General features: G+C 72.7%; 15 protein-coding genes. 11 read left to right on the forward strand and 4 right to left on the reverse strand.

Annotation, left to right across the window (positions count from 1 at the left end; genetic code table 11):
* Positions 1-27: 27 nt before the first annotated feature.
* On the forward strand, positions 28-2,175 hold the full coding sequence (locus ACFPZJ_RS17835; protein ID WP_381023412.1) for an OmpL47-type beta-barrel domain-containing protein: 2,148 nt from the start codon (positions 28-30) through the stop codon (positions 2,173-2,175).
* On the opposite strand, the gene ligD is transcribed toward ACFPZJ_RS17835, so the two are convergent.
* Together ligD and ACFPZJ_RS17845 are read right to left on the reverse strand one after the other, a co-directional pair.
* On the reverse strand, positions 2,162-3,190 hold the full coding sequence (gene ligD / locus ACFPZJ_RS17840) for a non-homologous end-joining DNA ligase (protein WP_381022259.1): 1,029 nt from the start codon (positions 3,188-3,190) through the stop codon (positions 2,162-2,164). The two genes, ACFPZJ_RS17835 and ligD, sit on opposite strands and share 14 nt — an antisense overlap.
* A gap of 67 nt (positions 3,191-3,257) precedes the next feature.
* Entirely contained in the window at positions 3,258-3,464 is a 207-nt protein-coding gene (locus tag ACFPZJ_RS17845; protein WP_381022261.1) for a hypothetical protein, read from the reverse strand.
* A gap of 159 nt (positions 3,465-3,623) precedes the next feature.
* Here ACFPZJ_RS17845 and ACFPZJ_RS17850 point away from each other — a divergent pair, with 159 nt between their 5' ends.
* The gene (locus ACFPZJ_RS17850; protein ID WP_381022263.1) at positions 3,624-3,839 is read left to right on the forward strand and encodes a hypothetical protein; all 216 of its coding nucleotides are present in this window, start codon (positions 3,624-3,626) and stop codon (positions 3,837-3,839) included.
* A 112-nt stretch (positions 3,840-3,951) separates the two neighbouring features.
* Positions 3,952-5,022, forward strand: coding sequence for an ATP-dependent DNA ligase (locus ACFPZJ_RS17855; protein ID WP_381022264.1), 1,071 nt, complete (start codon positions 3,952-3,954; stop codon positions 5,020-5,022).
* A 41-nt stretch (positions 5,023-5,063) separates the two neighbouring features.
* Here the strand turns inward: ACFPZJ_RS17855 and ACFPZJ_RS17860 are convergent, their stop codons facing one another.
* Positions 5,064-6,254: a zinc-dependent alcohol dehydrogenase gene (locus ACFPZJ_RS17860; protein ID WP_381022266.1), complete on the reverse strand. Its 1,191-nt coding sequence runs from the start codon at positions 6,252-6,254 to the stop codon at positions 5,064-5,066.
* 220 nt (positions 6,255-6,474) lie between these two features.
* On the opposite strand from ACFPZJ_RS17860, the gene ACFPZJ_RS17865 reads away from it, so the two are divergent.
* The gene (locus tag ACFPZJ_RS17865; protein WP_381023414.1) at positions 6,475-7,470 is read left to right on the forward strand and encodes a DUF3048 domain-containing protein; all 996 of its coding nucleotides are present in this window, start codon (positions 6,475-6,477) and stop codon (positions 7,468-7,470) included.
* Here the strand turns inward: ACFPZJ_RS17865 and ACFPZJ_RS17870 are convergent, their stop codons facing one another.
* Positions 7,471-7,938 carry a MarR family winged helix-turn-helix transcriptional regulator gene (locus ACFPZJ_RS17870; RefSeq protein WP_381022268.1) on the reverse strand — a complete coding sequence of 156 codons (468 nt, stop codon included), beginning with the start codon at positions 7,936-7,938 and terminating at the stop codon, positions 7,471-7,473. It lies immediately after the preceding gene.
* A gap of 211 nt (positions 7,939-8,149) precedes the next feature.
* Here ACFPZJ_RS17870 and ACFPZJ_RS17875 point away from each other — a divergent pair, with 211 nt between their 5' ends.
* From ACFPZJ_RS17875 to ACFPZJ_RS17905, 7 genes are all read left to right on the forward strand, one after another.
* On the forward strand, positions 8,150-8,905 hold the full coding sequence (locus ACFPZJ_RS17875; protein WP_381022270.1) for a CoA transferase subunit A: 756 nt from the start codon (positions 8,150-8,152) through the stop codon (positions 8,903-8,905).
* Entirely contained in the window at positions 8,905-9,549 is a 645-nt protein-coding gene (locus tag ACFPZJ_RS17880) for a CoA transferase subunit B (RefSeq protein WP_381022273.1), read from the forward strand. Before ACFPZJ_RS17875 ends, ACFPZJ_RS17880 begins: the two co-directional genes overlap by 1 nt.
* Before the next feature lie 130 nt (positions 9,550-9,679).
* Positions 9,680-10,453, forward strand: a complete 774-nt coding sequence (pcaH, locus tag ACFPZJ_RS17885) for a protocatechuate 3,4-dioxygenase subunit beta (protein ID WP_381022276.1) — start codon at positions 9,680-9,682, stop codon at positions 10,451-10,453.
* A 6-nt stretch (positions 10,454-10,459) separates the two neighbouring features.
* Positions 10,460-11,065, forward strand: coding sequence for a protocatechuate 3,4-dioxygenase subunit alpha (gene pcaG, locus ACFPZJ_RS17890; protein ID WP_381022279.1), 606 nt, complete (start codon positions 10,460-10,462; stop codon positions 11,063-11,065).
* Positions 11,062-12,387 (forward strand): 3-carboxy-cis,cis-muconate cycloisomerase, encoded by a 1,326-nt coding sequence (gene pcaB, locus ACFPZJ_RS17895; protein WP_381022282.1) that lies wholly within the window; start codon positions 11,062-11,064, stop codon positions 12,385-12,387. The genes pcaG and pcaB overlap by 4 nt, the downstream gene beginning before the upstream one ends.
* Positions 12,384-13,520 (forward strand): bifunctional 3-oxoadipate enol-lactonase/4-carboxymuconolactone decarboxylase PcaDC, encoded by a 1,137-nt coding sequence (gene pcaDC, locus ACFPZJ_RS17900; protein ID WP_381022285.1) that lies wholly within the window; start codon positions 12,384-12,386, stop codon positions 13,518-13,520. Before pcaB ends, pcaDC begins: the two co-directional genes overlap by 4 nt.
* A 64-nt stretch (positions 13,521-13,584) precedes the next feature.
* Positions 13,585-14,376, forward strand: a complete 792-nt coding sequence (locus ACFPZJ_RS17905) for an SDR family NAD(P)-dependent oxidoreductase (RefSeq protein WP_381022288.1) — start codon at positions 13,585-13,587, stop codon at positions 14,374-14,376.
* Positions 14,377-14,493: the final 117 nt, after the last annotated feature.

Here is a 14,493-nt window from a genome sequence, read left to right on the forward strand (position 1 = left end):
ACGGCCCTGGTGGCCGTGGTGCTGGTGATGTTCGGCCTGCCGCCGACCGTGGCCGCCGGACAGGACCGGCAACCGGCCGCCGCGGCCGCCCAGGTCCTCACCTGGACCGCCGGCGACGACATCACCAAGTACACGTCGGCACCGGCGACGGCGGTCGCCGGTCCGGCCACGATCGTGTTCGAGAACAGCGTGGCGACCGGCAACACCACGGGCATGCCGCACACGCTGACGTTCGTCACGAGCGACCCCGAGTTCAACGACGACGTCTCGCTCAACATCCTGGCCAACCCCAGTGACGACCAGGGCGGCCGGCACACCGCCGAGGTCACGCTCACCCCCGGCCGGTACTTCTACCACTGCACCATCCCCGGCCACGGGCAGATGCAGGGCATCCTCGTGGTGTCCGAGGGCGGCGGCCAGGACACGACGCCGCCCGCGGCCTCCGCGCACGTGAGCGGCACACAGAACACCCAGGGGCAGTACGTCGGTTCGGCGAGCGTGACGATCCACGCCACCGACGAGGGCGGCTCCGGTCTCGACCGCGTCGAGTACGCGATCGGCGACACGGGGGCCTGGCAGCCGTACACCACCGCGGTCGTCGTCGACCGGGTCGGCGGTCACAAGGTCCGCTACCGCGCCTTCGACAAGGCGGGCAACGTCTCCGCCGAGAAGAGCGTGGAGTTCACCGTCGTCGCCCCGCCGTCGGACGACACCACCGCGCCGGAGACCTCGGCGACGGTCAGCGGTGAACGCGACGCCGACGGGGCGTACATCGACATGGCGACGGTCACCGTCTCCGCCTCCGACACCGGGTCCGGTGTCAACACGATCGAGTACGCGGTCGGCTCCGGTGCCTGGCAGCCGTACACCGCGCCCGTGATGGTGCACGAGGCCGGCACACACACCGTGCGCTACCGCGCCACCGACAAGGCGGGGAACGTCTCGGCCGAGAAGGACGTGCGGTTCACGGTCGTCGCGGCGCCCCCGCAGGACACCACGCCCCCGGTGACGGGGGTGACCGTCGAGGGCACCAGGAACTCCGACGGGGCGTACGTCGGGAACGCCAAGGTCACCGTCAGCGCGACCGACGAGGGCGGCTCGGGCGTGGCGGGCATCGAGTACTCGCTCGACGGCGGGCCCTACCTGTCGTACACCTCGCCCGTGGTGGTCGACCGCGCTGGGACGCACACCCTGGCGTACCGGGCGAGCGACAAGGCGGGCAACACCTCCGCGGCCCGCACGGTGACCTTCACGGTGGTCGCGGGCCAGGTCCCGGCGCCGAACTGCCCCGAGTACGACGAGCGGCTGACGGTGATCGTCGGCACGGTCGACTCGGGCGTGCCCAACCGGCTGACCGACGACCGGTGCCGGATCAACGAACTGATCGAGGACGAGAAGGAGTGGACGTCCCACGCGCTGTTCCTCAAGCACGTGAAGACCGTCCTCGACAGGCTGCTGAAGGAAGGGGTCGTCGACCAGCGCGAGTACAACGCGATCCAGAAGGCCGCCCGTCAGTCCGGGATCGGCAAGCCCGGCCGGACCGAGGGCTACCGCAAGATCTTCGACGGCAGCGCGGAGTCCTTCGCGCAGTGGCAGCAGGTGGGCGGGGGTTCGTTCGCCCTGAACGCCGACGGGTCGGTCACCTCCGGCACCACGAAGCCCGGCCTGGGCATGCTGTGGTTCCCGCAGCGCAAGTACGGCGACTTCTCGCTGCGCCTGCAGTGGCGTGACGACGCGCCGGGCACGGGCAACGCCAACTCCGGTGTGTTCGTCCGCTTCCCGTGGGTCCACGACCACCCGGAGGAGCCGCGGCCGGAGTGGGTCGCCATCAAGTACGGGCACGAGGTGCAGGTGCTCGACCGGCCCGACGGCGACATGTACAAGACGGGCTCGGTCTACGGCTTCGACCGCGTGGGCCTGGCCGGCGCGGGGGTGACGCCGAAGGGCACCTGGAACGACTACGAGATCCGTGTGGTCGACCAGCACTACTCGGTATACCGCAACGGCGTGTTGATCAACGAGTTCGACAACATCGGCGGTCTGGACTTCTCCCCGCCCCGCTCGGACGACCCGGGCACGGACGGGCGCAGGTTCGCCTCCGGTTACATTGGGCTCCAGGTGCACGGCACGACGGATGTGATCTCGTACCGGGACATCCGGATCAGGGAGCTGTAGGAGGCCGCTCCTTGCGGGCCCGGCTCGGCTGCACCCGCTTGGGTTCCCCCGGCATCTTCGGATACTCGGGCGGGTACGGCAGATCGCCGAGCCCGTGGTCGTGTTCGTCGCGGCGCGCGAGGTCGAGCAGGGCCTCGAGCGAGTAGCGCCGGTCGTCCATGTCCGCGTGCACGTCGCCGAGTTCGGCGAAGCGCGCGGGCATGGTCGCCAGGTCGAAGTCCCGGGGATGCGCGACGCCGACCTCCTCCCAGCGCAGGGGAGCGGAGACGGGGGCGTGCGAGCGGGGCCGTACGGAGTACGCGGAGGCGATGGTGCGGTCCCGGGCCGTCTGGTTGTAGTCGACGAAAATGCGCTTGCCGCGTTCCTCCTTCCACCACTTGATGGTCACGTGCTCCGGCATCCGTCGCTCCATCTCGCGTCCGACGGCGATGGCGGCGCGCCGCACCTGGGTGAAGGTCCAGCGCGGCTCGATCGGCACGAAGACGTGCAGGCCCCGGCCGCCGGAGGTCTTGGGCCAGCCGCGCAGGCCGCCGAACTCGTCGAGGACGGCGCGCAGTTCGTGGGCGGCGCGGACGGCGTCCTCGTAGTCCGTGCCGGGCTGCGGGTCGAGGTCGATGCGCAGTTCGTCGGGGCGGTCGACGTCGTGGCGGCGCACCGGCCACGGGTGGAAGGTGAGGGTGCCGAACTGGGCGGCCCACACCACCGCGCCGACCTCGGTGGGGCACATCTCGTCGGCGCTGCGGCCGCTGGGGAAGGTGATGTGCGCGGTCGGGATCCAGTCGGGCATGTTCTTGGGCGCCCGCTTCTGGAAGAACCACTCGCCGGTCACGCCCTCGGGGTAGCGCTCCAGGGTGGTGGGCCGGTCGCGCAGCGCGCGCAGGATGCCGGGGCCGACGGCGATGTAGTACCGGGCGAGGTCCAGCTTGGTGAAACCGCGCTCCGGGAAGAAGACCTTGTCCGGACTGGACAGCCGTACGGTCCGGCCGCCCACGTCGAGTTCCACCGCGTCACCCATGCGAGCCACGGTAGGCGTACCGCACAAAGGTCGCACATCGGGCGGTACGCCCAGGGGGGCGGGTGGCCTAGGACTCCTCTCCGGCCGCCGCGCCCGTGGGTTGCATGACGGCCTGAAGGGTCGCCATACAGGGGAAGCAGTGCTTGTCCGTCGGTTCCCGCCGGCGGGAGTCCTCCTGCTTCCCCACCCCGCACAGCGTGCCGGTCCTGTCAGCGGTCAGCAGATGCCAGACGGGCTGTCCCGAGGCATCCGGACCGCACCACATCTCATGCATGGTCGGCTCCTTCCTTCCAGGAACGGAGGACGTTGCCATTCGAGCACGGCGCGGGCCGGACGGCCCGTCGCGGCGGCCGTGTGGGTGACCGTCACCGGACGGCGGGCGTCGCGGGAGGTCCCGCGTGCGTGCGGTGGGCGCAGACCGCACTCTGGTGCCATGGCCCACGCGCAGCCCATCGTGATCTATCCGCCCGCCGAGGACGGCGGCCGGCGCGTCCGGGTCGACGGCCGGTTCGTGGGGATGGCGTACGGGCTGCTGGACATCGTCGAGTTCCTGCGGCTCGCGGGCCTGGACGACGTGGACGACGACTGGGTGCGGCAGTCGGAGCTGATCGAGTGGCGGGGTGGCGGCCCGGACGTGTGGGAGCACTGATCCGCGCGGGCCGGGGGCCCGAACGGCGGATGCCGGAGCTGTGCGGCACCGCGTGGGTCGGGGGCCGGGCTCGCGACAGGCGGACACCGGGGACCGCTCGTAGAGTCGGAGCATGGATCTGCCGGTGATGCCGCCCGTGAAGCCGATGCTCGCCAAGTCGGTGGCGACGATCCCGCCGGACATGCACTACGAGGCGAAGTGGGACGGCTTCCGCGCGATCGTGTTCCGCGACGGTTGGGAGGTCGAGCTCGGCAGCCGTACGGGCAAGCCGCTGACCCGGTACTTCCCGGAGCTGGTGACGGCCGTGCGGGAGCGGTTGCCGGAGCGCTGCGTGATGGACGGGGAGATCGTGATCGCGCGGGAGGGGCGGCTGGACTTCGACGCCCTCACCGAGCGGATCCATCCGGCGGACTCGCGGGTGCGGATGCTGGCGCAGAAGACCCCGGCCTCGTTCGTGGCCTTCGATCTGCTGGCACTGGCGGACGAGTCGCTGATGGACGTCCCGCTGGCCGAGCGGCGCCACCTCCTCACCCTGGCGCTGTCCGGCGTGACGGCGCCCGTGCACCTGGCGCCGTCGACGACGGACATCGAGGTGGCGCGGCAGTGGTTCGAGCGGTACGAGGGGGCCGGCCTGGACGGTGTCGTCGCCAAGCCGCTGAACCTGCGTTATCTGCCGGACGAGCGCGTGATGTACAAGGTCAAGCACGAGCGGACGGCGGACGTCGTCGTCGCCGGCTACCGCTTCCACAAGAGCGGCCCCGTGGTGGGGTCCTTGCTGCTCGGCCTGTACGACGACCGGGGCGCCCTCCAGCACGTGGGCGTGTGCGCCGCGTTCTCCATGCGGCGGCGGGCGGACCTCGTGGAGGAGTTGGAGCCGCTGCGCATGGACGACGTCCATGGACATCCCTGGGCGGCCTGGTCGGACGAGGCCGCGCACGAGACGGCTCGGCTGCCCGGTGCGCCCAGCCGCTGGTCGGGGCGGAAGGACCTGTCCTGGGTGCCGCTCAGACCGGAGCGGGTGGCCGAGGTGGCCTACGACCACATGGAGAACGGGCAGCGTTTCCGCCACACGGCCCAGTTCCGCCGCTGGCGCCCCGACCGGACCCCCGAGAGCTGCACGTACGAGCAGCTGGAGGAGCCGGTCCGCTACGACCTCGCGGAGATCTTCGCTCCGCCGGCGTGACCTACGCGCTGTCACCGGGGCCTGTGGCGCACGTCCGTGGCCTACGGCTGCATCAGCACCTTGACCGCGCCGTCCTGCTTGCGCTGGAACATCGCGTACGCGTGCGGCGCCTCGGTCAGCGGCACCCGGTGGGTCGCGAAGTCCTCGACGCCCAGCGGGTCCTCGTCGGTCAGGTACGGCAGGATGTCGTCGGTCCAGCGGCGCACGTTGGCCTGGCCCATCCGGATCTGGATCTGCTTGTCGAACAGGGTGAGCATCGGCAGCGGGTCGGCCATCCCGCCGTACACCCCGGACAGGGATATCGTGCCGCCGCGCCGGACCAGGTCGATGGCGGTGTACAGGGCGGCGAGCCGGTCGACGCTGAAGCGTTCGGCGAGCGGGCCGCTCAGCTTGCGGGGCAGCATCGCGGATGCCTGCTGGGCGAGCTTGGCCGCCGCGCTGCCGTGGGCCTCGGTGCCCACCGCGTCGATCACGGCGTCCGGGCCGCGTCCGTCGGTCTCGTCGCGGATCGCGGAGACGAGCTCCTTTTCGTTGTCGAAGGACCTGAGGTCGTACGTCTCCACGCCCCGCTCGCCGGCCCGCCGCAGCCGCTCCGGCACCAGATCGACGCCGAACACGCGCCCGGCGCCCCGCACCTGGGCGATCCGGCAGGCCATGTCGCCGATGGGTCCGAGGCCGAGCACGGCGATGCTGCCGCCCTGGGGGACGCCGGCGTAGGAGACCGCCTGCCAGGCGGTGGGCAGGACGTCGGAGAGGTAGACGAAGCGGTCGTCGGGCGGGCCCTCGGGAACCTTGATCGGGCCGTACTGCGCCTGCGGGACACGCAGGTACTCGGCCTGGGCGCCCGGCACCGATCCGTACAGGCGGGTGTAGCCGAACAGGGCGGCGCCCATGCCCTCGCCGTGGACCTGCGTCGTCTCGCACTGGGTCTGCAGCCCGGTCAGGCACATCCAGCAGTTGCCGCAGGCGATCTGGAACGGCACCACGACCCGGTCGCCGACCTGGAGGTCCGGCACCCCGGCGCCGACCTCCTCGACGATGCCCATGGGCTCGTGACCGAGGATGTCCCCCGGCGTCATGAACGGGGTGAGCACCTCGTACAGGTGCAGGTCGGAGCCGCACAGTCCGCTCGAGGTCACGCGGATGACCGCGTCCGTCGGCTCCTGGATCTGCGGATCGGGCACGTTCTCCACCCGCACGTCCCGCTTGCCCTGCCAGGTCACAGCCCTCATCGCCTCGCGCTCCCTCCGTGACACGTGCGCCTCGGTCGTACGGCGGTGTCCGGGTACCCCGGGCGCCATCGCGGTGAACCGCGCCGCAGGAGCCGACCCCAGGCCGACCCCAGGGGCGATCGTCACGGGCGGCAGAATCCGATCGGCTATGGCCATCAATAACCCCATAAGTGCACAATCAAGACACACCATGATCTGAGACGCGGTGGCGACGATGGGCATGGGACGACGGGCGCGCACGCGGCGCGCCGCAAGGACGGCGGCGCTGCTGGCCGCGACGGTGACGGCCTCCCTGGTGGCGGGCTGTACGGGCGCGGGCGACGACGGCCGGGGGCCGACGAAGGAGCCACGGCACTCCCCCCAGGGATCGCCGCGCGAACCGGTGCCGAGCGAGAGAGGCGAGCACCCCGCGGTGCTCGCCGTAAAGCTCGACAACGCGCGCGCCGCCCGCCCCCACACGGGCCTGGACGCCGCGGACGTGGTGTACGTGGAGCAGGTCGAGGGCGGGCTGAGCCGGCTGATGGCGGTGTACGCGACCAGGCTGCCGCAGACCGTCGGGCCGGTCCGCAGCGCGCGCGAGTCCGACCTGGAGCTGCTGCGCCAGTTCGACCGGCCGGTCCTCGCCTTCTCCGGGGCTCAGAGCAGGCTCCTGCCGCTGATCGACAAGGCGCCGCTGGAGGCCAAGTCCCCCGCCGACGCCTCCGGCGCCTACTTCCGCGGCACCGACAAGCCCTCCCCGCACAACCTCTACCTGCGGCCCGACCGGCTGCTGCCCTCCGCACCGGGCGCCAAGGCGCTGACCACCGGCTTCCGCTACGGCGCCGCCCCTGCCGGCGGAACGGCCGAGACCTCCCGCACGGTGCGCTACCCGGCGGCCCGTTTCACGTTCACCTGGTCGGACGCCCGCGACCGCTGGCTGGTCACCATGGACGGCAGGCCCGCGGTGACGGACGGGAATCGGCTGGCACCCGCGACGGTCGTCGTGCAGTACGTGACCGTGCGCGCGTCCGAGTTCCGGGACTTCCTGGGCAACAACACGCCGTACACCGAGACCGTGGGCTCGGGGAGGGCGACGGTGCTGCGCGACGGGCGGGCCCACGACGTGACCTGGGAGCGGGAGAGGGCGCAGGACGGCACCGCGTTCACCACCGACGACGGCACACCGGTGAACTTCGCCCGGGGGCAGGTGTGGGTGGTGTACGCGAAGGCGCCCTGATCAGCGCGGGGCCGCCAGGGACTCGGCCGGGTTGCGCAGCCCCTCGGCCGCGTCCGCGACGCGGCGGATGAGGTCGAAGAAGACGGTCTGCTCCTCGGCGGTCAGCGGGGCGAGGAAGATCTGGTTCATCCGCGCGGTGCGCACGGTCAGCTTGCGGTGGGTGCGCACTCCCTCCTCGGTGAGGCGCAGCAGGAACCGGCGGCCGTCCTGGGGGTCGCGGACCTTGTCGAGCAGCCCGCGGCGGCTGAGCCGGCTGATCACCTCGGCGATGGTCGACCGGTCCAGCCCCACGCGTTCCCCGACGGTGCGCTGGTCCAGGCGGTCCGGCTCGTCGACGAGCGTGTTGAGGACCGCGAACTGCGGCGAGGTGATCTCCTCGGAGACCATCGTGTTCCACAGCAGGTAGTGCGCCTGCTGGAGCCGCCGGGCCAGGTGCCCGGGATGGGTGGTGAGGTCCACCGCGGCCATGTGCGCTCCCACGGTCGTTTTTCGTCGGTGCACTGAACGATACCCGTCCGCAGCCACCCTGTCTGCGGCCTGCCCGCCCCATACCCAGGCGCGTCACGCGAGGTCTTGACGCTCCTGCCTTCCGGTGGCAGCGTGAGGGCCAATCTCGCGGAAATGCTCAGTGCCCTGATTACCTCTGGTCGGGACGCTTGGAAGAGAGGGGGCTTCTCGGATGGACAAGGTGGTCGCCTCGGCCCTTGAGGCGGTGGCCGACGTGCCGGACGGCGCATCGCTGGCGGTCGGCGGTTTCGGATTGTCCGGTGTGCCGAACGTGCTGATCCGGGCGCTGTACGAGCGCGGGGTGGGCGGCCTGTCGGTGGTCTCCAACAACTGCGGGGCGATGGAGTCCGGGCTGGCGGTGCTGCTGGCGTCCGGGCGGATCGCGCGGGTGACCGGCTCGTACATCGGGGCGAACAAGGAGTTCGCGCGGCAGTACCTGGCCGGTGAGCTGGAGGTCGAGCTGATCCCGCAGGGCACGCTGGCCGAGCGGCTGCGCGCGGGCGGGGCCGGTATCCCCGCCTTCTACACCCCCGCCGGGATGGGCACCCAGGTCGCCGAGGGGGGACTGCCGTGGCGCTACGACGGGCAGGGCGGGGTCGCGCTGGCCTCGCCTCCCAAGGAGGTCCGCGAGTTCGACGGGGTGGAGTACGTGCTGGAGCGTGGCATCCGCACCGACTTCGCGCTGGTCCGGGCAGCCAGGGGCGACCGGCACGGGAACCTGGTGTTCAACAAGTCCGCCCGCAACTTCAACCCTCTCGCGGCGATGGCCGGCCGGGTGACGGTCGCCGAGGTGGAGGAGCTCGTCGAGCCCGGCGGGATCGACCCGGACGCGGTGCACCTGCCCGGCATCTTCGTGCAGCGGGTCGTCGCCCTCACCCCGGAGCAGGCGGCGGACAAGAGGATCGAGCAGCGGACGGTGAGCAGCTGATGGCCTGGACACGCGAGGAGATGGCCGCACGGGCGGCGCGGGAGCTGCGGGACGGCCAGTACGTCAACCTCGGCATCGGTCTGCCGACGCTCATCCCCAACTACCTCCCACCGGGAGTGGAGGTCGTCCTGGAGTCGGAGAACGGCATCCTGGGCACCGGCCCCTACCCCACCGAAGACCGGGTCGACCCCGACCTGATCAACGCGGGCAAGGAGACCGTCACCGTCCTGCCGGGGGCGTCCTTCTTCGACTCGGCGCTGTCGTTCTCGATGATCCGGGGCGGGCACATCGACGTCGCGGTGCTCGGGGCCATGCAGGTTTCCGAGCGGGGCGACCTGGCCAACTGGGCGGTCCCCGGGAAGCTGGTCACCGGCATCGGCGGCGCGATGGACCTGGTGCACGGCGCCCGTACGGTCATCGTGGTGATGACGCACACCGCCAAGGACGGCTCCCCCAAGATCCTCCGGCAGTGCGCGCTGCCGCTGACGGGCCGGGCGTGCGTGAACCGGATCATCACCGACCTCGGCGTCCTCGACGTCACGGACGACGGGCTGGTGCTGGTGGAGTGCGCGCCCGGGGTGAGCGCCGACGAGATCGCCGCCCGCACCGATGCGGAACTGACCGTCCCGGAGGCCGTGCGATGAAGGGCGGCGGCATCGGCGTCGCCACCCTGTGCATCGGCGTCGGCCAGGGCCTCGCCCTCGTCCTCGAACGCTAGGGCCCGCAGACAGGCCCTGGGAAAAGCCCCGTCCGCCGGAGAACGCTAGGACCCCCATGACGCTCACCCAGCACGACATCGACCAGGAGATCGCGGCCGAGCGCGCCGCGTACGACAAGCGCGTCGCCGACGGCGCGCCCGTCGAGCACCACCCGCGCCGCGACTACGCCCCGTACCGCTCCTCGGTGCTGCGTCACCCGAAGCAGCCGCCGATCACCATCGACGTCACCCAGGACCCGGAGCTGGTGGAGCTGTCGTCCCCCGCCTTCGGGGAACGGGACGTCACCGAGACCGACAACGACCTCACACGGCAGCACCACGGCGAGCCGATCGGTGAGCGGATCACGGTCTCCGGCCGGCTGCTGGACCGCGACGGCCGTCCGGTGCGCGGCCAGCTCGTGGAGATCTGGCAGGCCAACTCGGCCGGCCGCTACGCCCACCAGCGCGAGCAGCATGACGCCCCGCTCGACCCGAACTTCACCGGCGTCGGCCGCACGCTCACGGACGACGACGGCTTCTACCGGTTCACCACGATCCAGCCGGGCCCCTACCCGTGGCGCAACCACGTCAACGCCTGGCGCCCGGCGCACATCCACTTCTCGGTCTTCGGCACGGCGTTCACCCAGCGGCTGGTGACGCAGATGTACTTCCCGAACGACCCGCTGTTCCCGTACGACCCGATCCTGCAGTCCGTCACGGACGACGCCGCCCGGCAGCGGCTGGTCGCGACGTACGACCACAGCCTGTCGGTGCCCGAGTTCTCGCTCGGCTACCACTGGGACATCGTGCTCGACGGCCCGAACGCCACCTGGACGGAAGAAGGACGCTGACCCGCCATGACGAAGATCGACACGAGCAGGCCGGAGAGCGTGCCACCCACCCCCTCGCACACCGTCGGCCCGTTCTACGGGTACGCGCTGCCGTTCCGCGGCGGCGAGGACATCGCCCCGCTCGGGCATCCGGACACGGTCACCGTGCACGGGTACGTGTACGACGGCGCGGGCAGGCCGCTGCCGGACGCCCTGGTCGAGCTGTGGGGCCCGGACCCGCAGGGAAACGTGCCCACGGCCGACGGCTCGATGCGGCGGGACCCGGCTTCCGGCGGTTTCCTCGGGCGCAACGGCGTGGAGTTCACCGGCTTCGGACGGATCCAGACCGACGCGAACGGCCACTGGTACGCGCGGACGCTGCGGCCCGGCCCGCGCGGGCGCAGCGCCCCGTACATCAGTGTGTGCGTCTTCGCGCGCGGCCTGCTGGTGCACCTGTTCACCCGGATCTACCTGCCGGGGGACCGGGCCGCGCTGGCCGCCGACCCCCTGCTGTCCCGGGTTCCCGGGGAGCGCCGCGCCACGCTGATCGCCCAGGACGAGGGCGACGCCACGTACCGTTTCGACATCCGCCTTCAGGGCGAAGGCGAGACGGTCTTCCTGGAGTACCAGTGACATCAGCCGACGCCGAGAGCCTGCTCGCCCCGGGCTGGGCGGGCTCCCCCGCCGCGTCCACGACCGGTGACGGCGCCTGGCTGCGGGCGCTGCTCGACGCGGAGGCCGCGCTGACCCGCGCCCAGGCCGCGCTGGGGCTCGCCCCCGCCGAGGCGGCGACCGCGGTCACCGAGGCGGCCTCGGACCCGGGCCGTTTCGACGTGCGCTCCCTCGCGGAGCGCGCCCGGGGCGGCGGAAACCCGGTCATCCCGTTGATCGCGGACCTCACCGAGGCCGTCGGCGCGGAGTACGGCCCGTACGTCCACCGGGGCGCGACGAGCCAGGACATCATGGACACGGCGACGATGCTGGTCGCCGTCCGCACCGTGGACCCGGTCCTCGCCGACCTCGCGCGGACGGAGCGGGCGCTGGCCCGGCTGGCCGCCGAGCACCGCGACACCGCGATGCCGGGCCGCACCCTCACCCAGCACGCCGTCCCGACGACGTTCGGGCTGAAGGCGGCCGGCTGGCGGTCGCTGGTCCTCGACGCGCGGGACCGGATGACGGCCGTACGGGACTCCCTGCCCGCCCAACTCGGGGGCGCAGCCGGGACGTTGGCCGCCTTCACGGCGTACGGCGCGCGGGAGGCGACCGCGCTGCCCGCGGCCTACGCCCGGGAACTCGGCCTTCAGGCCCCGCCGCTGCCCTGGCACACCCTGCGTACGCCGATCGCCGATCTCGCCGGGTGCCTGGCCTTCACGGCGGGGGCGCTGGGCAAGCTCGCGGCGGACGTGCTGGTGCTGTCCCGCACCGAGATCGCCGAGGTGGCGGAGGGCAGCGGCGGCGGTTCCTCGGCCATGCCGCACAAGGCGAACCCGGTGCGCGCGACGCTGATCGCCGCGGCGGCGCGGCGGGCACCGCAGCTCGCGGCCACGCTGTACGGCGCGCTGGCGGCGGAGGACGAGCGGCCCGCCGGGGCCTGGCACGCCGAGTGGGAACCGCTGCGGGACCTGCTGCGGCTCACCGGCGGAGCCGCCCGGGACGCCGCCGAACTCGCCGAGCGGCTCCGGGTGCGGCCGGACGCCATGCGCGAGCATCTCCACGCCACGCGCGGGCTGATCGTGTCGGAACGGTTGTCGGCCGAGCTGACGCCCGTGCTCGGGCGGGCCCGCGCCAAGGCCCTGCTCACGGACCTGGCCCGGCGGACGTGCGCCGAGGGCCGCCCACTGGGTGAACTGCTCTCCGAAGAGCCCGAGTTGAAGGACGTCGGCCTCGACACCGATCCGGCCCGCTACACCGGCTCCGCCGGAGCCCTCACCGACCGTGCTCTGGAGCGACCTTGACCCGTGAGCTGCTCGACCACCGCGCCGAAGGGCCCGCTTCCGCTCCCCCGCTGCTGCTCGGCCCGTCGCTGGGCACTTCCCACGCCCTGTGGGACGAGGTGGCGCCCGAGCTGTCGATCACGCACCGGGTGGTCCGCTGGAATCTGCCGGGGCACGGCGGTTCCGCGCCCGGTCTGCTCCGTGCGGGCGCGACCGTCGGCGACCTCGCCGCTCTCGTGCTGGAGCTCGCCGACGCCCTCGGCATCGAGCGGTTCGGGTACGCGGGGGTGTCGCTGGGCGGGGCGGCGGGGCTGCATCTGGCCGTGCACCACCCGCAGCGGGTGTCGTCCCTCGCCGTGCTCTGTTCGTCCGCGCACTTCAACGGGGCGGGGCCGTGGCGGGAGCGCGCCGCGCTGGTGCGGCGCGAGGGCCTGGCCTCGCTCGCCGAGAGCGCGGACGCCCGCTGGTTCACGCCCGGGTTCACCGTGCCGCGGCTCGTCCGGGACCACCGGGACGCCGACCCGGAGGCGTACGCCGCCTGCTGTGACGCGCTGGCCGCCTTCGACCTGCGGGACCGGCTCGCGGACATCGCCGTGCCGACTCTGCTGGTCGCCGGCCGCGAGGACCCGGCGACGCCGCCCGCGCACCTGCGGGAGATCGCCGACGCGGTGCCCGGCGCCGCCCTCGTGGAGATCCCGGGCGCCTCGCATCTGGCGCCCGCCCAGTGCCCCGGGGCCGTGCTGAGCGCGCTGCGGGCCCACTTCGGCGCATCGGCCGGTCCCGCCGGGCGCGGCATGGCCGTGCGGCGCGAGGTGCTGGGCGACGCGCACGTGGACCGGGCCCAGGCCCGCCAGACCCCCTTCACCGCACGCTTCCAGGACTTCATCTCGCGCTACGCCTGGGGCGAGATCTGGACCGACCCGACGCTCAGCCGCCGCGAACGCAGCATGATCACGCTGACGGCGCTGGTCGCGCACGGCCATCTCGACGAGCTGGCCCTGCACGTACGGGCCGCCCGGCGCAACGGGCTCACGCCCGAGGAGATCGGCGCGGTGCTGCTCCAGACGGCCGTGTACTGCGGGGTGCCGGCGGCGAACTCGGCGTTCGCGACGGCACAGCGGGTGCTCGCCGAGGAGGACGGCCGGGGAGGGTGATCCTGCCGGCCGTAGCCTCAGCGGCACCTCGCGCGGGCCCGCGCCGCGTGCCTACCGTGGTGACATGTCCACCTTCCTGATCACCGGCGCCACCTCGGGCCTCGGCCGGTACGTCGCCTTCGAGCTGGTCCGTTCCGGACACGTGGTCCTCGCCCACGGCCGCGACGCGGACCGCACGCGGCGGCTCGTGGAGGAGTTGCGCGCCGAGGGCGACGCCGAGGGGTTCGTCGCCGACCTGGCCTCGTCGGTGCAGGTGCGCGAGTTGGGCGCGCACGTCGCCGACGCGCACCCCGACCTCGACGTCCTGATCAACAACGCGGGGGTGGGCGCCGGTCCGTCCGGTGCGCGGCGCGAGCTGGGCGCGGACGGCCACGAGCTGCGGCTGGCGGTCAACTACCTGGCGCCCGTCGTGCTGACCCGCGCCCTGCTGCCGGTGCTGCGGGCGAACGCGCCCGCGCGCGTCGTCAACGTCGGCTCGGCCGGACAGGAGCCCCTCGACTTCGACGACCCCGAACTCGCCCGCGGCTACAGCGGCGTGTCGGCGTACTGCCGCAGCAAGTTCGCGCTCGCCGCCCACACCTTCGCCCTCGCCGGGGAACTGGCGGGCACCGGTGTCTCGGTGAACGTGCTCCACCCCGCGACCTACATGGACACCGCGATGGTCCGCGAGGCGGGCATCACGCCCTTGAACACGGTCGCCGACGGCGCGGCGGCCGTCCTGGCGCTGGCCACGCGGGACATGGGCACGGGCCGGTACTTCGACGGCACGCGCCCGGCCCGGGCCCACGAGGCGGCGTACCACCCGGAGGTGCAACGGCGGCTGGCCGCGGTGACCGAGCAGCTGCTGTCGGTGTGACCACGCGGCCGCGTGACCGGGAGTCGTGTGACCAGGGCCCGCATGACCGGGGCCCCCATGACCGGGGCCCCATGACCAGAGCCCGGGTGAGCAGGCCCCGGGTGAGCAGGCCCCGCG

The sequence above is a fragment of the Streptomyces bullii genome (assembly GCF_042657145.1).
Taxonomy (GTDB): Bacteria; Actinomycetota; Actinomycetes; order Streptomycetales; family Streptomycetaceae; genus Streptomyces; species Streptomyces bullii.